Consider the following 20,498-nt stretch of genomic DNA (forward strand, 5'->3'; position numbering starts at 1 on the left):
TATGTGAATTTACCTATTGAATGACGTATTGACCACACAGGAATATAACATATTCCGACGGCCAACGTAAAACGATCAATAACCAAGTATGCGGCAAATAGAATCATACATCAATACACTGAAAGAAGGTGATGAAATGGCTTTATGCTTTTTTATGGATCATTTTGGTCATTCTTTACGCTATTTTGCCTTTTCCTACCTCCGTAACAAAACCGATGCCGAGGAAATTGTCTCAGATGTTTTTGTTAAACTCTGGAATAATAGACAAAAGGTAGAGAATTATGAAAGCCTTAAAGCCTTTCTTTTTATCGCTACTAAAAATGCCTGTATCGATATGCAAAGAACTACTCAATTCAAAATACGGAAAGAGGAGCTCGATATTCTTCAGCATATGTCGGTTCCAGATGAAGATGTACTCAAGAAGATATTCCGAACAGAACTCACCGAGTTGTTACTTGCTGAAATCAATTTGCTTCCCAAACAACAAGCTCAGATCTGCAAGCTCAGTTTTTTGGAAGGCTTGAATACAGATGAAATTTGCGAAACATTGAACACAACCGCATCAACCATCTATTATGCGAGATCCAAAGCATTACATGCCTTAAAAGAACGTTTCAAATCGAAAAAATTTGAATATCTCACCATACTAATGCTGACAGCATGGTATGCCTTCAAAAGTTAACGGCTACCACACAGCCCGCATCCCCATCCCAGAATTTTATAAAAGAAAGTAAACACCTCGCTATTAAGCGTTTATGGAAATAATAATCAAAAAAAAATGATCAAAAAAAAAAGCTTAGCATTCGGTCGGGCGACCTGCTAAGCTTTTATAAATACCTCTTTGTAAGAGGCAATCAACCTAAACCTAGGACAAAGATAGTGGTTCAAATGATATAAACAAAAATTTTGTTATATTTTTTTTCAACTCCCATAAATTTGTTTTAGCACAGCAATCACAAAAGGAATAGTAAGTGTACAATGTACACTACAATCTTTTTGCATTTTTCAACAGGCTATTTTTTTGGTAGCTTCGCTCAGCTAGTCCCAACCACAGTATTTAACCATTGCATTATTTAAATTTACTATAGAATGATCTGTCACCTCATTGCATCATTTTATCAATTAATCTTTTCTTTATAGACTCAATTGGCTCAATAGACAGGCTCGAAATTAGGGGTTACCCTTTTTAAAGCTCCTTTTAGCGATCCAATTGGCTTGAATATCAAGTTTAGTTTCAATTTGCATAGGCATGATTTATCGCGACAGTATTTGTGCTATCTAAACAGCGATATTTCATTTAATTATTTAGTAACTTTGGAATAAATCAAAAAAAATATCATGTTTACTGGAATCATAGAAACCCTAGGAAAAATAGAAAATATCGAACAGGAAAAAAGCAATATCCATTTTTACGTCAGTTCTGCTATTTCCAATGAACTTAAAATAGACCAGAGTGTAAGCCATAATGGCGTTTGCCTTACCGTTGTGGGATTGAACAATGATCTACATAAAGTTACGGCAATTGATGAAACCCTACAGAAGACAAATCTCGCTCAATTAAAGGTGGGCGACCTGATCAATCTGGAACGTTGTACTTTGGCAGGCGGAAGATTTGATGGACATATCGTCCAGGGACATGTGGATCAGACTGCGCGTTGTATCCAAAAGAAAGATGAAAATGGTAGTTTTATTTTTACCTTTCAATATGATGTTTCCAAACAAAATATCACCGTAGAAAAAGGATCCATTACCGTAAATGGTATCAGCTTGACCGTAGTAGACTCTAAAGACGATCAGTTTTCCGTTGCTATCATTCCCTATACACTAGAGCATACCAACTTGCAACAAGTTGAAGTGGGTAGCACAGTCAACTTGGAGTTTGATATTATCGGAAAATATGTCACAAAGATAATGGCTTTACGCGGTTAAAAAATTTGCTGTGCTTCCTTGGGTTTAAAGCCAACCCAAGGAAGCCTATCCGAACACGCTTCATTTCGAGTTCTAACAATGTGTACTCGATTTATTCCAAATAATGCCCCTGACGTATCAGTAACGCGCGATATTTGTTGAATACACTCGATTTGGAAACAAAGCCCATATATTTATTTTCATCCCCTAAAACTGGAAGTATCCACGTGTCGTCCTTATTCATTTTAGCCATCACGATTTCCATGTTTTCATTGATTCCTACCGTATCATTTGGCTTCTGGGCTAATTTTTCAAAGGTCGTATCTCCCCCATCCACTTCGCCCAATAATACCGAAAATAGAAACTCGCTATAAAGAAGCCCCATAAATTTCCCTTCGTAATCCACCACCGGAAAGATATTACGTTTACTATGGATGATGTCGGTTTGTCGACCTTTTGGTGTTTCGTCAGGGCGTAAGATCACAAAATTAGTTTCCAATACATATTTTATCCGCATCATACTTAACACGGATCGATCCTTGTCTTCATAAGAAATCAGATCACCAGACTCCGCCAATACCTTGGTGTAAATGGAATGCTTTAAAACCGACCGATTAATCAAATAGGAAATGGAACAAACCAGCATCAATGGAACCATCAAAGTATAACCTCCGGTCACTTCTGCAATCAAAAATATGCCCGTCAACGGCGCGTGCATAATGCCGCTCAACGCACCGGCCATCCCCGCTACCACAAAATTTGGTACATTTAACTCGGCAATTCCCGTCAAGTTTACACCATAAGAAAATGCAAAGCCCAACAGACCTCCCATCACTAAACTTGGCCCAAATACCCCACCATTTCCACCGCCATTTAATGTAAATAACGCAGCAAGGGATTTTCCAAATAAAGTCAATATCGTATAGCCCAGGACTACTAATCCCATATCCTTGTAGTCTGCGAACAAGCTGTTCTTAACAATCGAGTTAAACTGACCATTGAGAATCTGCTGAATGGTAATATAGCCCTCACCATACAGCGCTGGGAATACAAAAATCATCAGACCTAAGGCAATACCACTGACCCACACTTTATTATAGGGATTCTTAATCTTAGAAAACCATTTCCCTACACTCCTGGAAACACGTGCAAAATAAATCGTATAAAGCCCAATCAGCACAGCTAATAGCAAATAAAACAGCAATGCCGAAACTTGCCAATCGGAATTGAACGTACTGAATAAGGGTTCATTATAAAGCACCCGAGAGACAACAGAAGCCAATGCCGATGAGATCAGCAAAGGAATGAACACTGGAATTGAAAATTCGGGAAGCAAGATCTCGATAGCAAAAATCATTCCTGCCAAAGGGCTGTTGAAGGCGCCTGAAATTCCTGCAGCTGCACCACAAGCCAATAACATGGTAACTTCCTTATACTGCAGTCCAAAGAAACGGGCGATATTAGAACCGATAGAAGAACCACCCAAAGCAACAGGAGCTTCCAAACCACAGGACCCGCCAAAGCCAACGGTAATAGCCGAGGTCACCACCTGAGAATAAATATTGCTGGGATCCAATCGGCTGCCTTTCCGACTGATGGCATAAATAATCGGGGTAATCCCGTGCTCCATCTTCTTCCCTTTCAAAAATTTGCGAACAAAAAACACGCTGAGCAGAATCCCGATCAATGGAAAAATCAAGTAAACCGAGTATTTTACTTTCCAATCGATATCATCCTGTATAGTCGTTGCAATAAAATGGGTTAATCTTTTTAGCACAGATGCCATAATACCACCAACAATTCCAACCAAAAACGCGAGTATAATGATAAAGTTCCGGTTAGAAACTTTCTTCATTCGCCATTGATTGATCTGGTCTATTTTTTTAAAAAAACGTCTTTTGAGGTTTCTCATATCGTCCTATTGAAAGCTCAACACTTCCTTTTTCTTTTTTGTTTTGAATTTATCGGGTACTACGGCCAATATTTCTTTTTCTAAGGCCTGAATTGCATGTCTCTTTACATAATTTTGCGTCGTCACCAATGATATCTCCCGTACTGGTTCCGGTGATTTGAAATAACGGATCCTATCCAATTGTTCATCGGAATAATCCCAAATCGACAACTCAGGCAATATCGTGATTCCGTCGTTGATATCTACCATACGTTTTAGGGTCTCTACACTACCCGTATTATACTCAAATCGCCCTGTAAGATCTTGATTATGTTTGTGATGACAAATATTAAGCACCTGCCCGCGCATACAATGTCCTTCATTGAGCAACCAAAGTTTATCATCGGCAATATCATCACCACTCAGTATCTTTTTTGGAAACAGTGGACTATTGGCTGAAATATAGGCAACAAAATTCTCGTAAAATAAGGGTGATTCCAAAATCCCGGGATCATTTAAGGGAGTAGATAGCACACCACAGTCCAAAAGTCCGACCTTCAATTCATGCACAATCCGTTCTGTCGTATATTCCCATATCTGCAATTGTAGTTTCGGATATTTCTCCATAAATGTGGTCAGCACATTCGGAAGTAAATAAGGTGCGATTGTCGGGATAACACCGACCCTTAGTGTACCCTCAATTTCCCCTTTTTTATCTTGTACAATCTCATTGATCTTTCGGCTTTCCGTCAATACCAATCGAGCTTGAAGAATAATTTTCTCGCCGATTTCTGTAGGAACAACAGGCTGACGGCTCCGGTCGAAGATTTTTGCCCCTAAAGACTCTTCAAGTTTTTGTATTTGCATGCTCAACGTCGGTTGCGTGACAAAACATTTTTCTGCAGCTGCAACAAAACTTCGGTAGGTATCAACAGCTACAATATATTCCAGTTGGATTAAGGTCATCTTACTATCTTTAAAGCACAAAATTACGAATCCTGTCGTAAACCAATGTCAAATCCTTTATAATTAAAGTCAACAGGAGTATTTGGCCTGCCGATTATACAATAAATACCTTGCCAAAAAGGCGCTGTATATCCACTATTGTTACATTAGTTCACATAAAAAATCGATTTCATCAAAATGCTTTTCTTAAATTTGGAGATTTACAACAGTTGATAGTTAAAATCCTATGAAGTTTATAAATCGCACGACAATTGCACTAGCTTTATTCTTAACCATGGCAAACAGTCCTTATAGCAAGGCAAATCCCGATGAAGGAATGTTTCCATTGAGCGAATTAAATAGAGCTGGATTGAAGAAAGCTGGGTTAAAGATCAGTGAGAAAGATATCTACAATCCCGGTCAGGTCGGACTGGTGGATGCCCTGGTTCAAGTCAGTGGATGTACAGGGTCGTTTGTCTCAAACCGTGGTTTGATCATTACCAATCACCACTGCGCTTTTTCTGCCGTTCAACTTGCCAGTACTGCAATCAACAATTACTTAAAAAACGGTTTTGTCGCACAAAATCAAGAACAGGAAATTGAGGCAAAAGGATTAAAAATAAGAATTACCGATTCTTATGAGGATGTTTCCGCTAAAATATTAAATGCTGTCGCCAACATCAGTGACCCGGTAGAGCGTATCAATACGATTAAACGTAAACAACAAGAACTGGTTGAACAAGCGGAAAAAGAAGATCCCACGATTAAAGCTGAAGTATCGGAAATGTTTATCGGTAAAAGTTATGTCCTATTCCGTTATAAAACAATCGAAGACGTTCGTTTGGTTTATATTCCACGTCAAAACATCGGCGAATTTGGTGGCGAGACAGACAACTGGGTATGGCCACGCCACACCGGAGATTATTCTTTTCTGAGAGCTTATGTCGGCAAAAACGGAAAATCTGCACCTTATTCTAAAGACAACGTTCCTTACCAGCCCAAAAAACACCTTAAAGTCAATCCAAATGGTGTACGGGAAAATGATTTCACCTTTATCCTTGGTTATCCCGGAAAAACATTCCGACACAGACCAGCACAATATATTCAATATCAACAGGAATACCTTTTGCCTTACGTATCCAACCTGTATGATTTCCAAAATAAACAGATGGAGGAAGCAGGAAAAGACAATACCGATATCGCCTTGTCCTTGGCAACACGCATAAAACGTAATGCGAATGTATTGAAAAATTATCGTGGTAAACTCAAAGGTTTACGAGGAATCGACTTGCTATCGACAAAAAAACAAGAAGACGAAGCACTGGCGGCTTTTATCTTAAGTAAACCCGAACTGAAAAACAAATATGGAAGTCTACTCACGGATATTGACGCCTATTATCAGCTGAGTGATCAAGATGCCCTGAAAGAACTTTGGATCAATAATATTTACAATAGTACGAGCTTATTGAAAGTAGCTCGCGACCTAAACGTTCTGAAAACCAACTTGGCAAAGGAAAAATCTTCCCAAGCTACCAAGCAGCTTTTCGATCTGAATATCGAAAAATTAAAAATCGCTGTTAAAGAAACCTACGAAAGCTACAATAAGCAGGCTGATCAGCGTATTTTCTCCAGAATGTTGGAAGATGCCATCGCATTCCAAGGTAAAAATCAATTGGCTTCCATTCAGAAATTGCAATTTAATACGGGTACCGCACAAGAATTTGCAACCGAGATTATTCAGAACAGTAAACTTGGCGATCAAAATTACATACTAAATACTGTCTTGGCCAATGCCGATGCACTTCAGAAATTTGACGACAAATTATTGGATTTCCAGGGTAAGCTGAACAATGATATTGTCCAGTTCGCTGCTGAACAAAAAAGACGTGAAGGGGTACTGAACAAATTAATGGGCGATTATGTTGCCGTCAAGGAAATTTTTCAGGCCAAAAACTTTATTCCTGATGCAAACTCAACCTTACGTCTGACGTATGGGCACATCAAAGGCTACTCTCCTGCTGATGCAACTTATATGAAGCCATTCACGACAATCGAAGGAATCATTCAAAAAGGAAATCTTGGTTTAGCAGAATTTGACTACCCGCAAGAAATCAAGACAGCTTACCTCAATAAGAATTTTGGTCCTTATCTTCAAAAAGATCTGGGATCTGTGCCGGTCAATATCTTATATGATATGGATACTACAGGCGGAAATTCAGGATCTCCAATAATGAATGCCAATGGTGAATTAATTGGTGTAAATTTTGACCGTGCTTATGACGCAACAATTAATGATTTCGCTTGGAACGAGAGTTACAGCAGATCCATCGGAGTCGACATTCGTTATGTCCTCTGGGTTGCCGATAAAATTGACAACGCGCATTTCATTCTGAAAGAAATGGGTATTTAATAGGGTCTAAACAAACCTCAAAAAATCCGCTGCATCGAGAGATACAGCGGATTTTTTTGTTCATTACGCTATTTCCTTTTCGCTCGGCGGCATGATACTATGAACGAAGAACTCTCCGTAAATCGGAACCTATTCATCTACCAACGCAGCATCTATTCGTATACTATTTTGCTCCTTGCAGTAAAGAGGAGAAAACAGTCTTCAAACGCAACAAGCCTGTTGTCAAGACTTCCCTTGAACAAGCAATGTTGAGGCGAATAAAGGCGTCGCTTCCCTTGCCATACATCGCACCGACATTGACCTGTACATGTGCCTCGTCCAATAAGAACTGCCCCAATTTTCGACTTGAAATCCCCAAAGCGGCGCAATCTACCCATACCAGATAAGTACCCTCCAAAGGAAGCACATGCAAAGCAGGCAGGTATTCAGCCATAAAGCCTTTCAGATAAACATAATTCGCACGAATGTAGCTTAAAGCTTGATCCAACCATTCCCCACCCGACTCATACGCAGCGATCAGGCCTGTAATGGCAAAAGGGCTTATGCTACTTATCTCGTTGGCTAAGAAAGCCTGCTGCACTTTCCTTTTGAGTTCAGGATCGGCCACGAAGACCGTAGCGACCTGGAGTCCTGCCAAATTAAAGGTTTTACTCGGTGCTACACAGGTAATCAAATTCGCCAAAAAGGCTGCACTGATGCTCCCAAAAGGAATATGTGTATGGCCCTCAAATACCAGATCGCAATGAATTTCATCCGAAATGACTAAGACCTGGTGCCGCAAACAGATTTCACCGAGACGTTCAAGCTCAGCTCTAGTCCAAACACGGCCAGCGGGGTTATGTGGACTACATAAAATAAATAACTTGACTTTCGGATCACTAGCTTTATATTCAAAATCTTCAAAATCAATGGCATACTCACCATTGCGGTAAATCAAGTCATTGGAAACCACCTCAGCTTGATTGCGTTCTATTGAGGAAAAAAAACAATGATATACAGGCTCTTGAACCAAAACCTTGTCACCGGGTGAGGTAAATGCGCTAACCAAAGCCGAAAGCGCCGGTACGACACCGATCACAGGAAGTATCCATTCCGGCTGAAGTACAAATTTATGCCGCTGCGAAGACCAGCTCATAACCGCGCTGTAAAAAGCAGCTGGAATAGTAGCATACCCATATACAGCATGTTGAACCCGCTGCGCAAGCGCATCCACAACAGGTTGTGCTGCTGGAAAGTCCATATCCGCAACCCAGAGTGGAATCAAATCGTCATAATCATGTTGATTCCATTTGACCGAATCGGTACCACGACGAACAATCGTTTTATCAAAATTATAGATCATACAGCAATTTACTCAAAATTAGGCTGCATTTGTAATAAAAGCCCCATAAAGTAAAAAGGATGAACAAGAAAGCGGATCAGATGGATATGGCAAAGGAATAGCTCGGACTAAATACAATAAAAAATCCAGTATGCCAAGATAAGCAGAAAGCGCTATCTTTACAGAAAATAGTAGGACAACTATGGCCAAAAACAACTTTTCATTTCGTGCTAGATTAAAGAGTTTTCACTATGCGTTCAGTGGGCTAAAAACAGCCTGGCAGGAAGAACATAATTTCAGGGTGCATTGTATAGCGGCCATTATTGCCATTACCCTGTCATTTGTGCTTCACATAAGTACCCACGAATGGGTTGCTGTACTCTTTTCCATTGGTTTTGTATTTGTCTGTGAATTGTTAAATACCGCATTGGAAAATATAGCCGACTTTATCTGTCCTGAAGATAATCCAAACATAAAAAAAATTAAAGATGTTGCCGCAGCGGCAGTGATGATCAGCAGCATCACTGCACTATTGATCGGCCTCTTAATTTTTATTCCCAAGCTGATCTCATTGGCCCTTCGCTAAATTTTCTAACGCGAATTTCTCATCAAAAGCTATCTTTTTAGGATCGGCAAAAGTCATTTTTCCAGCCTTCTCTTCCATCGCACCATAACCTTCCAGTGCACGCTCTTTGGATAGTTTAAATATTACCTGGCGGACGGATTCCTGTCCCTCAGAAGAAAAAGTATAATCGGCAGTTAAAATATCCCCCTTCAATACACCATCAATATGTCCCTTATTACGATCTTTTTCCTTCCAGGCATAGCTTAGATCACCCTGAACCTTTTCTCCATCAACAGTGATTGATAATGAAATGGTATCGCCATTTTTAAGGTATTGATACGTACTCTTTCCTGTAAGAAAACTCCCGGTATCCAATGGTTGAGTACTTTGAACAGTGTCACCGAGTTTCGCCGAAGTATCCTGTTTTTTTTGTTCCTGATGGCAGGCAGCGCAACACAGCAACACTATAAATCCAAAATTTATTATTCTCATCGTGTTTTTTTGTTTGATAGTATAGATAGCAATTCAAAAGAAATTTTGTTTTAAATAACTAACATTTAAAAATTTAAAATTCAGAAAACAAAAAGCAAGCAAATATTGTTTATAAGTTAGATAGCACTCGACTATTTTAGCACGATATAAGCTATTAAAAATAAACAATTTAGTAACAATAAAATTATTGCGGGCTTATTGTAAAGCTAATTTTTATTAGTAAATTGTACTCTATAAAATTCAGGAATTCTTAACCAATATTAGTATGAAAGATGTAAGCTTTAAGAAATTTGATAGTGGATGTACATCACTCACAAAATTGTCCATTGAAACAGACTTGGCTATTATTGTTAAAGAGCAAGTTACCATTTCTTCCGAATCCAAAGTTGAAAAACTCAGACGCTGTAAAGAAGAATTACTTAAAAGTCTTTGGTTTGTTCAACGTCAATGTTGAGATAACATTTTCCTCCAAATTTCGACTATCCGCTGATCAGCATATTATGGTCTGACAGCCACACATTCAAGTCACTTTTAACACAAAACAAGCCCCTCAGCTGTTATGCTTCGAGGGGCTTTTAATATGTTTAACAATTCGAATATCACAAGTGATTAAAGCGATTTCAAATGTTTATAGTTCGACTTAATGGTATCCCATACTTCTTCGAAATTACCCGACAACATTAATTTTGCCATACTTTCTGTCATCCCTTTCATTTGACTGAAGGATATCTTGGGCGGCATAGCCAATGCATTGGGATTGGTAAATATATCGATCAGGACAGGCTCGTCCGTCATACCAAGAGCTTCAGTGATAACAGCATCCACTTCTTGGGGCTGAGTGACCGTAAATGCGCGTATTCCCATCGCTTGAGCGATCATCGCAAAATCTGGATTGACCATATTGGTTTCCTGATCTTTCAGACCTGATACCTGCATTTCCAATTTAACCATACCAAGTGCACGGTTGTTAAAGACGATGATTTTAATCGGTAAGTTATATTGTTTTATTGTTGCGAGATCCCCCAACAACATGGATAGTCCCCCATCACCACAAAAAGCAATAACCTGACGTTCAGGATGTGTCAATGCCGCTCCAATAGCCATTGGCATGGCATTAGCCATAGACCCATGGTTAAAAGACCCCAGCATGATACGATCCTTTCGCTGATTAATATAACGTGCTCCCCACACACAGCACATCCCGGTATCAAGCAGAAAAATCGCATCATCACTGGCTTTTTGATCAATGGTATGCGCAACAAATTCAGGCTGTATCGCGCATTCACTGCCCGAATCGTCCACATAAGTCATGAGATCTTCCTTGACCTTTGCATAAGAAGCAAGCTGCTTCTCCAGAAATTTTGTATCCGAACGCGCTTCCACAAAAGGCAATACCGCTTTTAAAGTATGCTCGATATCCCCCACAAGCCCATAGTCTACGATGGACCTGCGACCAAGCTTTTCACCTTCAATATCAATCTGGACAATGGTTTTGTTGGTCGGTATAAAATCCTTATAAGGAAAATCAGTCCCCAAAAGTAAAATAAGATCCGAATGGTGCATGCTTTGAAATGCCGACGCCATGCCCAAAAGTCCGGTCATGCCGATTTCATTGGGATTGTCGCGTTGAATATCCAACTTTGCTTTAAATGAATAACCCACCGGCGCATGGATCTTTTGTGATAACGCTACAATTTGCTCCTGTGCTTTCTTGGCTCCCACACCACAGAACAAGGTTATCTTTTCTGCTTGATTGATATATTGGGCTAATCGCCCAATTTCCATCTCCGAAGGTCTAATTTGCGGCTCGGTAAAAAACACCTTGGTTGAGGTATTCATTTGAACCGCTTCCATTTCTGATACATCACCAGGCAAACCGATAACCGCCACATCCCGTTTAGAGATAGCCTGTTGTAATGCATTTTGCACCATACGTTGCACCTGCTCTGGTCGAGTGATCATTTGATTGTAGCAAGAACAATCATCAAACAATTTGATTGGATTGGTTTCTTGAAAATAATCGGTTCCAAATTCGTATGTAGCACAGGTTGATGCGATCACAAGCATGGGTACCCGTGTCTTGTGTGCTTCATAAACCCCATTGATCAGATGCACATGTCCTGGTCCACTGCTTCCCGCACAACAGGCGATCCCGTGCAAATCAGCCTCTGCCGTTGCGGCAAATGCCCCCACTTCCTCATGTCTTACATGTATCCATTGCATCGTTCCATCTGCATGAACAGCTTCGTTGAAAAAATTTAAACTATCGCCCGTTACGGCATAAATACGCTGAATTCCCGCATCCTTTAAAAGACCCACAATCTGGTGTGCTACATTTTTCATACCTATACTATAATTTAAGATTTTGTGACAGCGACCTTATGCAAATTATGTTATCGCCACTTAATAACAACAATAATTTAGCGTAATGGTTTGGGATATTACCTGAACAATACTGTATTACCCAAGCGTATAAACCGATCGAATGTACAACGATAGCCTCAATGGGGAGCAAGGACACACTGCGCTGAAAATTTCAGCCAACAGTGCGCTGCACTTAAAATAGAAAAAGATTGTAATCAACAAAAAAGCTGTTTCAAATTGATTGAAACAGCTTTTTTAAAATTATAGACTTGATAAATCCTTAGTTGATTTGTCGCGACAATTCATCGACAAAACGCTTCGCATCATTGAGATCTTTATTCCAGTCCGCATAGCGTTTAGCGGTATTCAATTTTGCGATTTTCGCATTTAGCTTCGCTAGGTTAGCTTGATCTTTTGACTTCTCCAACTTTGCTTTAAGAATGCCGACTTTGGTATAATCTTGAATACCTTCCAACATACGCTCATAACGGATAGAGCTTCTTCCTTGTGGATAAACAATATAAGTGTCTCCCGCTGGCCATGTACGGAACCTTGAATCATGCAGCGGATCTTTGACCCAGGAGTTAAATGCCCAACGCAATGCTCCATCGAAGCCTGCCGCTAGCGCATACCAAGCCATATAGGTGGATTCTGCTGGATCCGAGAACGTGAATTGATTTGGGAATTCGTCCGAACAACAAACATAAAATGTCGTGATGTACCCTTTTTTACGTCGCTCAATGAGATCTTTCTGATCAAAAGGATCTCCAGCGGCAACGCTGATATCGGTACTTTTATGATAGCGTTGGTAGCTTTTATGATTATCTGCAAATGCAACACCAAATTCGGGCGCTACTTTTTCCAACAATGCTATTGCTGGATCCATTTCCTCCCGGCCTCTTTCATCCATCGCAATATTGGTAATCTTTAACCAGCCCTTTGCGGTAATGTGTTTACTAAAATCCTTTAAGAAAGGCGTCCATAGTTCCTCGAATATAGCTGTACCGGGCTTCGCAATAACATTGACCAGTTCATTTTTGCTCTCATCGAAATAATGTACCTCGTTATTCCATGGTAAAAGCGAATAGCAATTGATCTGTTTGTTGACCCCCAGATCCATCATAAAGTTTACCCACCGATCAAAAACAGTATAATCGTAGGTCCAGGAACCGTCTTTTGCCTTCTTCCAGGTGATCATATCCGCATAAGGATCATAGGTCTGTACGTTCCAGGCATCCTTATTTAAAGTCGCAGTAATCACTTTTTGCCCTGCAGCTGCAAGTTGTTTCATAGTAGGCTTCAACGCTTCAAAATGCTCATCGCTCCACATCTTCACATTATTGACGCGAGCCACAGCAGAAGGGTGTTGCCATTGATCCAAATGATAAGTCCACTGGGATGCAGGTGGCAGCACATGATTTTGCACATTGACCGTAAGTTGTAACTGTTCCTTTACCTGACCATTTTGCTTAACCGAAATTGTCGTTTTATATTGTCCAGCAGCAGCTTCTTTGGGAACCGTTACTGTAATCCATACAGGACGGACTTTCTTAGCTTCAAGGTCATAGCTTTTCAGATCATCCAACATATCTGCCGACAGAGAAGCTTTAAAATCTTCTGGTTTACGATGGCCACAACCACTTGCAAATTCATCAGTCATGACATAACGAACAAAACGTGCTTGTACCGCATCGCTACCGATCACCTTGCCTGTTGTAGACTTTAATTCACTTGCCGATACAGCAACATCTGCTGCGGCAGCACTGGTCCATAACAATACTTGCGCCGATACTTGCTCACCTTTCCAGGCATCCACAGTCGCCGTACGTTGTGTTGTCAGATTTGGATTAACAGATTTGGGATAACGTTTGTCTATCGATACAAACGAAGCATGTAGACCGGCTTTAACATTCGACCAGTTGGATAAAGTATCCTTTGTGGGATCGGCCATTTCAGTAAATGTTGTCCCTGTAGCAAAACGCTGCTGGGAAAATCCCGGATTACTGCCACAAAATAGCATACAAGCCAGGGCAATAGAAGAATAAATTGTAGTTTTAGGCATAACAGTTATAATTAACAAAACTTTAGCGAAGCGATGATCTTCTTTCTAGCCCAGGAGCAGGGTGCTCGCAGAAAAAAGGCAAACAACTTCTGTTTGCCTTAAAAATACTAAAATTTTATTTATCTATAACTAACTTTGTTCAAAAATTTCAGAAAGTGCTTTATAGAGCTCGGCATGATGGGTCTTGAATTTCGCGGGGTTCTCAAAGAAATATTCAGACGCAACCGCAAAAAACTCAGCTGGATTGGTCATGCCATATACATCAATATCAGATTTATTTTCCTTTATCTTGGTAATTTCTTCCCGTATCAGATTCATAAAAGGAATGACTGAAGCTTTATCCATCAAATGTGTGGGAATGCCATCCACTGTGCCATCGGTTTTATCGATCAAGTGCACAAATTCGTGTATCGCTGTATTCTGTCCATCTTTTGGATTCTTAAAGCCATACTCCAGTGCCGATTTAGACAATATCATTTGTCCGTTCATGGCTCCCTCACCCACCATACCCATAATATTACGGTCAGCATGGCCTTCAAATTCATATGCAGTATTGAATTGGGAAGGATAAACCATAATATTGGTCAAATTGGGATAAGTCCATTTCTTAAAGGCAAATATTGGAATAATTGCACTGGCGGCAATCATCATATAATCTTTCAGCTCAACCGCTACACCCACACCTTCAATCTTGACCGTATCCAAAAATTTTAAACAGCGGGTTTCAAATTCCGCTTTGTCCGCAGTGGACAGATTGCGGTAATAGGCAACTTCTTTTTCTAGAATTTCCTTGCCTTCGTCGCTTAATACACGTTTAATGGCTTTGCTATTTTTGGCCGTACGATTTAACAGGTAATAAACAACATAAATGGTTACTGGTATAAGCAGTATAATGAATAGTTTTCCTAGCATATTATTTGATCTGTATCCATTTGGGATCCCGAGCCTGCAAATTACGCAAAAAGCCTTTAAAATGTGAGGTTCCAAATAAGATTAAAATCTTTTGCTGTGGAGCGTCAGCAACTAACGAAGCCAGGTTCTCTTCCCTTTTTTTCATGACAAATTCTTTATCAAATTTGTTTTTTAATGCTGCTTTAATAGGTTTGCAGGAGTAAGGTTCCTGAAGCGGTGTTTTGTAATCACAATCATCCAGGTTGATCGTACCATACAGGTATTCAAACTCGTCAAGCAATTTGTTTTTGGGAATATCCGCATTCACCGCCGTTTCATAATTCACCAGAAAAAAAGAATAATCGGGCTGACTAATGATTCGCTGCCCCAGTTTACGGTACATGGGCGCCCGAAGAACCCGGGAGGTATCGCCCGGTATTTCAATACATTGCTGCAACCCTAGCCGATTACCAGTAAGCTTTCTAAATTTGCGGTCATACAGATCACGTTGTGCCGCACTATCCACCTGATAAGCGATGCTTTCATAAAAAACAACATAGCCCGAATGTTGAAGAGAATCTACAGCACGCTGGATTTGATCATAGTACACACGCGTACCCAGATGCCGCATTGGAATGTAAACGACTGTTCGATTGCCGTTATGAAGTTCAAATCTACGCGAGGCATCACGCAAGACACCACTACCTTGAACCATCAATGAGGTATCACAACCTACAAAGACAAACAGTATAAAAAAAAGGGAGATAACCTGTCTCAATTGCATACGATTTCACTATATTAAAATGCTCTTTGCTAGCAAAGACAGTACCATGAAACAATTATTGCTATCTGCCCATAAATTGAGCCTGTAGATTAGCCGTATTTCGCGATACTTCCATTAGAATAACTTGCAATGATAACAATATATTATCTCCCTTGTTCTATAAATTTTATAGGCTTGTCAATCCTATTGTTGTTCCGTTTGGAATAACTGCATTTTTTTTGATAACAACTATGCCGTCACAAATGGTATAAGTGGGATGATTGGCATTCAGCAAATGAGGTCCGCCATTGATCCGTACATCGTTACCGATACGACAATTTTTATCCAAAATAGCATTCTCAATATAACAGCGTTCTCCAACCCCAACCACAGGTATATTTTTCCGCTTTGCATCCTCCATATCGACGAGATCCTCATAATAGTCAGACCCCATCATATATGTACCGCGTACCACAGATCCTGTACCAATCCGCGAACGAACGCCCACGACGGAACGGTCTACTTTATCCGCTTGGATAATACAGCCATCCGAAATGACAGAATTGATTAATGTTGTACCCGAAATTTTAGAAGGCGGCAACATCCTTGGACGGGTGAAAACCGTATTTTTATCAAACAGATTAAAGGCCGGAATATTATCAGTCAAACCAATGTTGGCCTCATAGAAAGAACCTATGGTACCGATGTCTGTCCAATAGCCCTCAAATTGATAGCTAAGCACCCTATTCGTATCAATTGCATCGGGAATAATTTCTTTTCCAAAATCCATTCCGCGATTCTCTTCCAGCATACGTTTCAGGACGCCTTTTGAAAAAACATAAATACCCATAGAAGCCAGGTATTCCCTACCCTCACCCTTTAAATGATCACTCACTTCTGAACTCCAATCCACCAGCTGCTCGCTATTCGGCTTCTCAATAAAGGAGGTAATGTGATTCTTTTCATCTGATTTCAGTATTCCAAAACCAGTGGCATCTTTGGCGTTTACTGGAATAGTCGCAATGGTCAGGTCGCCTTCGTTTTCGACATGAAAGTCAACCAGGGCATCAAAATCCATTTGATACAGCTGATCCCCCGATAAAATCAATACATAGTCATAATCAATACTAGCCAGCTTCCGGAACGATCGCCGCACGGCATCTGCCGTACCCTCGAACCATTTATCGCCATCATTGGTCTGTTCAGCAGCCAGGATATCAACAAAGCCCTTACTAAAAATACTAAAGTTGTAGGTATTCTTAATGTGGGAGTTGAGTGACGAAGAATTGAATTGTGTCAACACAAAAATCTTGTTAAAACCCGAATTAAGACAATTCGAGATGGGAATGTCCACCAAGCGATATTTCCCGGCAATGGGAACCGCTGGCTTAGACCGTTGATCGGTCAATGGATACAGACGTGAGCCCCTTCCTCCGCCCAAGACGATAGCTACTACATTATGACGTGACATATCAAATTACATTATTTGGTTATATAGACTTATATACTTCGCTGCAGATTTATCCCAAGAAAAATCCAACTGCATCATTTTACGTTGATTCTCCTCAAACTGCTTTTTACTGTCGTAAAAATTTATAGCCCGAACAATCGCTGCACTAATTTCAGTGATTGTCAAACTATCAAAACCTATACCGTAACCATCATTTTTCAGATCGATTACCGTATCTTTTAATCCCCCCACCTGATGCACGATCGGCAATGTACCGTACTTCATCGCATAGAGCTGATTAAGCCCACAGGGCTCAACACGGGAAGGCATTAAAAGAAAATCCGCACTGGCATAAAGCCAATGGGCAAGATTTTCATCATAACCAAAGAACACATCAAAATTATCAATTCCATCATCGACGAGCGATTTCACACGCGACTGGATCGCTGGGTCTCCGGCACCCAGTATAAATATACTTAATCTATCGCGATATTTCTCCGTCAAATCCAAAATTATCTCCGGTAGTAAATCCGCTCCTTTTTCTGTTGCAAATCGGCCGATAAAAACAAGCAGTGGTCGATCTGGATTGATTTTATACTGCTTCGCCAAAGCCTCCTTATTTTTCAATTTGCCAGAAAAAGCTTGTACAACATCATAGTTTTCGAACAAGGTATAATCAATTTTGGGATCCCAGATTTCCCAGTCAATTCCATTGACAATACCGATGGATTTATTTCGCTCATCATAAAATAGATGCTGTAAGCCATTTGCTTCCACATAAAGCTCTTCCAGATAGCCTTCAGAGACCGTTGTGTAAGCATCGCAACATTTAATTAGGGCCGCAAGCGGGTTAATTAAACCATCCCACTCCAATAATCCCCATTTCCAGCTATCGAAAGCAGGCAACAGAATGGCTTTGCTCCAATGTGTCCAGCCCTGATATTGCCCATTGTGCACGGTGGCTACCGTTTTAACATCGGCAAGAAAATTATAGTCATTGCTATACTTCATCAAAAAAGGCATCAAACCGACATGATGGTCGTGGCAATGCACAATATCAGGTACTATAGCTTTATCCTTAAACCAAGCCAATACAGCATGTTGAAAGGCGATAAACTGTTCGCCTTCATCGGGATAACAATACACCTCCTGCCGATCGAGTTTCCCTGGAATCTTAATCAAGTAGAGCTCAAAACCGAGTACCTGATGATCTTCCTTATAAACGCCGTAGCTCAGCAATTCAGATCCTTGATAAAAAGTACCTTCATGAACTAGGCTAAAAGCATGATCCCTAACAAAAGGACGATCATACCAGGGCATGACAACCGCCGCCTCCCACCCCAGCTTGGTTTGGTATTTGGGCAGCGCTCCCACGACATCCGCGAGACCACCTACTTTGGCCACGGGATAACATTCTACACTCAAGTGAAATACTTTCATTCTTCTTTTACAGCATGAGATTTAATAACAAGATTTTATACAGGGATACGCTCGCCTTGTTTAATTGGATTGACTTCCTCTACCGCTCTCTTTCTTTTCAGAATATATCCGCCAAGCGGAGGCAAATGAAGTTGTGCAGACTGTACTTGGTTCATCCAATGCAGGTGCTCACTATGGATATGCAGATTATGTATTCCGGAACCGAAATAGGTCAAATCATCCGAATTCAGCAGCACTTCCCATTCACCGGCGTAAGGTAAACCAATACGGAAATGTTCCCGAACAACAGGCGTTAAGTTAAGTACAACAACCGTATCATCCCAGGAGTCAAATCCCTTTCGCCAATAGACCACAATCGAATTTTCACGATCACCTGCATCTATCCATTCGAAACCTGCAGCATCGAAAGCTTTTTGGTAAAGACTTGGTTGAGCTTTATAAACCGCGTTCAGATCGGCTACAAATTGTTTCATACCCTGATGGGACGCAAACTCCAAAAGATGCCAATCAAGCGATTGGTTTACATTCCACTCCGAAGTTTGCCCAAATTCACCGCCCATAAACAGCAATTTTGTTCCCGAAAAAGTATACATAAAGAGGTACAATGCTCTCAAGTTGGCAAACTTTTGCCATTCATCGCCTGGCATTTTATAAATTAGGGACTGCTTTCCGTAAACCACCTCATCATGTGACAACGGCAGCATAAAATTCTCATGGAAAGCATATACTGTCGCAAAGGTGAGTCGATCATGATGATAACTGCGGTTAATCGGATCCTCTTTAAAGTAATCCAACGTATCATGCATCCAGCCCATCATCCATTTCATTCCGAATCCCAATCCACCAGCATACGTTGGGCGACTGACACTCGGCCAAGAAGTAGATTCTTCGGCGATTGTCTGCACATCTGGAAAATGTCCGTAAACGGCTTCATTCAGCTCTTTTAAAAATTGTACCGCTTCGAGATTCTCATTTCCTCCAAATTCATTGGGAATCCACTCGCCTGCATTTCGACTATAATCCAAATACAACATAGAAGCTACCGCATCTACCCGAAGTCCATCGATATGAAAACGATCCAACCAATAAAATGCATTACTGATCAAAAAAGAACGCACTTCATTTCGCCCATAGTTAAAAATATAGGATTGCCAATCGGGATGAAACCCTTTCCTGGGATCTTCATGCTCGTATAAGCTCGTGCCATCAAAACGATAAAGTCCATGTGCATCACCTGGAAAATGCGAAGGAACCCAATCCAACAATACACCTATCCCGGCAGCATGCAGCTCCTCAATCAGATACATGAGATCTTGTGCCGAACCATAACGCGAACTCGCCGCAAAATAACCTGTTATCTGATATCCCCAAGAAGGATAATAGGGATGCTCCATTAAAGGCATAAACTCCACATGGGTGAAATTCATCTCCTTCACGTAAGAAACGAGCTGCACGGCTATTTCCCGATAATTGAGCAAAGTATCCGGACTTTCGGGATCCCGTGACCAGGACCCTAAGTGTACCTCATAGACCGACCAGGGTTGATCCAGCCTATTTTTAACAGCACGCTCCTGCATCCATTGCTTATCCTGCCACTCGTACCAGGTCGAATGAACAACGGAAGCAGTCTTTGGGGCAATTTCCCACCGAAAGGCAAAAGGATCACCTTTCTCGAGTTGCTCACCAGTATAGGTCTGGATAACATACTTATATGTCTCTCCATTGCCAAGCCCCGGAATAAACCCTTCCCAGATTCCGCTACCATCCCAGCGCACAAAGAGCGCGTGATGCTCCTTATCCCAAAAATTGAAGTTGCCGGTTACGGAAACGGATTTTGCATTTGGAGCCCAAACCGCAAAATAAACGCCTTTTTCACCGTTGACTTCCAGTTCGTGCGAACCGAACTTTTCGTATAATTTGAAGTGCTTACCCGACTGGAATAAGGCGACATCAAATTCAGAAAAGAGACTATGCGGAATTACTTCATTGGCCATGT

16 protein-coding genes are annotated in these 20,498 nt (G+C 40.7%); 5 read left to right on the forward strand and 11 right to left on the reverse strand.

Annotated elements, in window-relative coordinates; translation table 11 throughout:
* The first annotated feature begins 88 nt into the window (after positions 1-88).
* Complete coding sequence (locus M2419_RS13135; RefSeq protein WP_153846902.1) at positions 89-682, forward strand: RNA polymerase sigma factor; 594 nt, start codon at positions 89-91, stop codon at positions 680-682.
* A 656-nt stretch (positions 683-1,338) separates the two neighbouring features.
* Complete coding sequence (locus tag M2419_RS13140) at positions 1,339-1,929, forward strand: riboflavin synthase (protein ID WP_153846901.1); 591 nt, start codon at positions 1,339-1,341, stop codon at positions 1,927-1,929.
* 91 nt (positions 1,930-2,020) lie between these two features.
* On the opposite strand, the gene M2419_RS13145 is transcribed toward M2419_RS13140, so the two are convergent.
* Entirely contained in the window at positions 2,021-3,820 is a 1,800-nt protein-coding gene (locus M2419_RS13145; RefSeq protein WP_153846900.1) for a chloride channel protein, read from the reverse strand.
* A gap of 6 nt (positions 3,821-3,826) precedes the next feature.
* On the reverse strand, positions 3,827-4,765 hold the full coding sequence (locus M2419_RS13150; RefSeq protein WP_153846899.1) for a hydrogen peroxide-inducible genes activator: 939 nt from the start codon (positions 4,763-4,765) through the stop codon (positions 3,827-3,829).
* Between the two features lie 226 nt (positions 4,766-4,991).
* On the opposite strand from M2419_RS13150, the gene M2419_RS13155 reads away from it, so the two are divergent.
* Positions 4,992-7,154: a S46 family peptidase gene (locus tag M2419_RS13155; protein WP_153846898.1), complete on the forward strand. Its 2,163-nt coding sequence runs from the start codon at positions 4,992-4,994 to the stop codon at positions 7,152-7,154.
* Positions 7,155-7,317: 163 nt separating this feature from the next.
* On the opposite strand, the gene M2419_RS13160 is transcribed toward M2419_RS13155, so the two are convergent.
* Complete coding sequence (locus M2419_RS13160; RefSeq protein WP_153846897.1) at positions 7,318-8,496, reverse strand: MalY/PatB family protein; 1,179 nt, start codon at positions 8,494-8,496, stop codon at positions 7,318-7,320.
* Positions 8,497-8,677: 181 nt separating this feature from the next.
* Here M2419_RS13160 and M2419_RS13165 point away from each other — a divergent pair, with 181 nt between their 5' ends.
* Positions 8,678-9,061 (forward strand): diacylglycerol kinase, encoded by a 384-nt coding sequence (locus M2419_RS13165; protein ID WP_153846896.1) that lies wholly within the window; start codon positions 8,678-8,680, stop codon positions 9,059-9,061.
* Here M2419_RS13165 and M2419_RS13170 read toward each other — a convergent pair.
* Positions 9,044-9,532 (reverse strand): hypothetical protein, encoded by a 489-nt coding sequence (locus tag M2419_RS13170; RefSeq protein WP_153846895.1) that lies wholly within the window; start codon positions 9,530-9,532, stop codon positions 9,044-9,046. The genes M2419_RS13165 and M2419_RS13170 overlap by 18 nt on opposite strands.
* Positions 9,533-9,797: 265 nt before the next feature.
* Between M2419_RS13170 and M2419_RS13175 the strand changes: the two genes are divergently transcribed.
* Complete coding sequence (locus M2419_RS13175; RefSeq protein WP_075992013.1) at positions 9,798-9,986, forward strand: hypothetical protein; 189 nt, start codon at positions 9,798-9,800, stop codon at positions 9,984-9,986.
* Between the two features lie 155 nt (positions 9,987-10,141).
* Here M2419_RS13175 and M2419_RS13180 read toward each other — a convergent pair whose 3' ends face one another.
* The 7 genes from M2419_RS13180 to glgB form a co-directional block, all read right to left on the reverse strand.
* Positions 10,142-11,875, reverse strand: coding sequence for a thiamine pyrophosphate-dependent enzyme (locus M2419_RS13180; RefSeq protein WP_182332700.1), 1,734 nt, complete (start codon positions 11,873-11,875; stop codon positions 10,142-10,144).
* A 301-nt stretch (positions 11,876-12,176) separates the two neighbouring features.
* A complete protein-coding gene (locus M2419_RS13185) occupies positions 12,177-13,958 on the reverse strand; it encodes a DUF4091 domain-containing protein (protein WP_227550240.1) in 1,782 nt (593 codons plus the stop codon).
* Between the two features lie 129 nt (positions 13,959-14,087).
* Entirely contained in the window at positions 14,088-14,870 is a 783-nt protein-coding gene (locus M2419_RS13190) for a zinc-dependent peptidase (RefSeq protein WP_153846893.1), read from the reverse strand.
* Between the two features lies 1 nt (position 14,871).
* On the reverse strand, positions 14,872-15,633 hold the full coding sequence (locus M2419_RS13195) for a hypothetical protein (RefSeq protein WP_153846892.1): 762 nt from the start codon (positions 15,631-15,633) through the stop codon (positions 14,872-14,874).
* 166 nt (positions 15,634-15,799) lie between these two features.
* Positions 15,800-17,083, reverse strand: a complete 1,284-nt coding sequence (locus M2419_RS13200; RefSeq protein WP_153846891.1) for a glucose-1-phosphate adenylyltransferase — start codon at positions 17,081-17,083, stop codon at positions 15,800-15,802.
* Between the two features lie 6 nt (positions 17,084-17,089).
* Entirely contained in the window at positions 17,090-18,502 is a 1,413-nt protein-coding gene (locus tag M2419_RS13205; RefSeq protein ID WP_153846890.1) for a glycogen synthase, read from the reverse strand.
* 35 nt (positions 18,503-18,537) lie between these two features.
* Entirely contained in the window at positions 18,538-20,496 is a 1,959-nt protein-coding gene (gene glgB, locus M2419_RS13210; RefSeq protein ID WP_153846889.1) for a 1,4-alpha-glucan branching protein GlgB, read from the reverse strand.
* Between the last annotated feature and the right edge of the window lie 2 nt (positions 20,497-20,498).

The organism is Sphingobacterium sp. BIGb0116 (genome assembly GCF_024808035.1).
Classification (GTDB): domain Bacteria; phylum Bacteroidota; class Bacteroidia; order Sphingobacteriales; family Sphingobacteriaceae; genus Sphingobacterium; species Sphingobacterium paramultivorum.

Bases quoted from the DNA above. Each gene is read 5' to 3' on its own strand.
- M2419_RS13160 (WP_153846897.1), bottom strand. From the start codon at position 8,496: ATGATCTATAATTTTGATAAAACGATTGTTCGTCGTGGTACCGATTCG.
- M2419_RS13205 (WP_153846890.1), bottom strand. From the start codon at position 18,502: ATGAAAGTATTTCACTTGAGTGTAGAATGTTATCCCGTGGCCAAAGTA.
- glgB (WP_153846889.1), bottom strand. From the start codon at position 20,496: ATGGCCAATGAAGTAATTCCGCATAGTCTCTTTTCTGAATTTGATGTC.
- M2419_RS13185 (WP_227550240.1), bottom strand. From the start codon at position 13,958: ATGCCTAAAACTACAATTTATTCTTCTATTGCCCTGGCTTGTATGCTA.
- M2419_RS13170 (WP_153846895.1), bottom strand. From the start codon at position 9,532: ATGAGAATAATAAATTTTGGATTTATAGTGTTGCTGTGTTGCGCTGCC.
- M2419_RS13145 (WP_153846900.1), bottom strand. From the start codon at position 3,820: ATGAGAAACCTCAAAAGACGTTTTTTTAAAAAAATAGACCAGATCAAT.
- M2419_RS13200 (WP_153846891.1), bottom strand. From the start codon at position 17,083: ATGTCACGTCATAATGTAGTAGCTATCGTCTTGGGCGGAGGAAGGGGC.
- M2419_RS13165 (WP_153846896.1), top strand. From the start codon at position 8,678: ATGGCCAAAAACAACTTTTCATTTCGTGCTAGATTAAAGAGTTTTCAC.
- M2419_RS13195 (WP_153846892.1), bottom strand. From the start codon at position 15,633: ATGCAATTGAGACAGGTTATCTCCCTTTTTTTTATACTGTTTGTCTTT.
- M2419_RS13190 (WP_153846893.1), bottom strand. From the start codon at position 14,870: ATGCTAGGAAAACTATTCATTATACTGCTTATACCAGTAACCATTTAT.
- M2419_RS13150 (WP_153846899.1), bottom strand. From the start codon at position 4,765: ATGACCTTAATCCAACTGGAATATATTGTAGCTGTTGATACCTACCGA.
- M2419_RS13155 (WP_153846898.1), top strand. From the start codon at position 4,992: ATGAAGTTTATAAATCGCACGACAATTGCACTAGCTTTATTCTTAACC.
- M2419_RS13175 (WP_075992013.1), top strand. From the start codon at position 9,798: ATGAAAGATGTAAGCTTTAAGAAATTTGATAGTGGATGTACATCACTC.
- M2419_RS13180 (WP_182332700.1), bottom strand. From the start codon at position 11,875: ATGAAAAATGTAGCACACCAGATTGTGGGTCTTTTAAAGGATGCGGGA.
- M2419_RS13140 (WP_153846901.1), top strand. From the start codon at position 1,339: ATGTTTACTGGAATCATAGAAACCCTAGGAAAAATAGAAAATATCGAA.
- M2419_RS13135 (WP_153846902.1), top strand. From the start codon at position 89: ATGCGGCAAATAGAATCATACATCAATACACTGAAAGAAGGTGATGAA.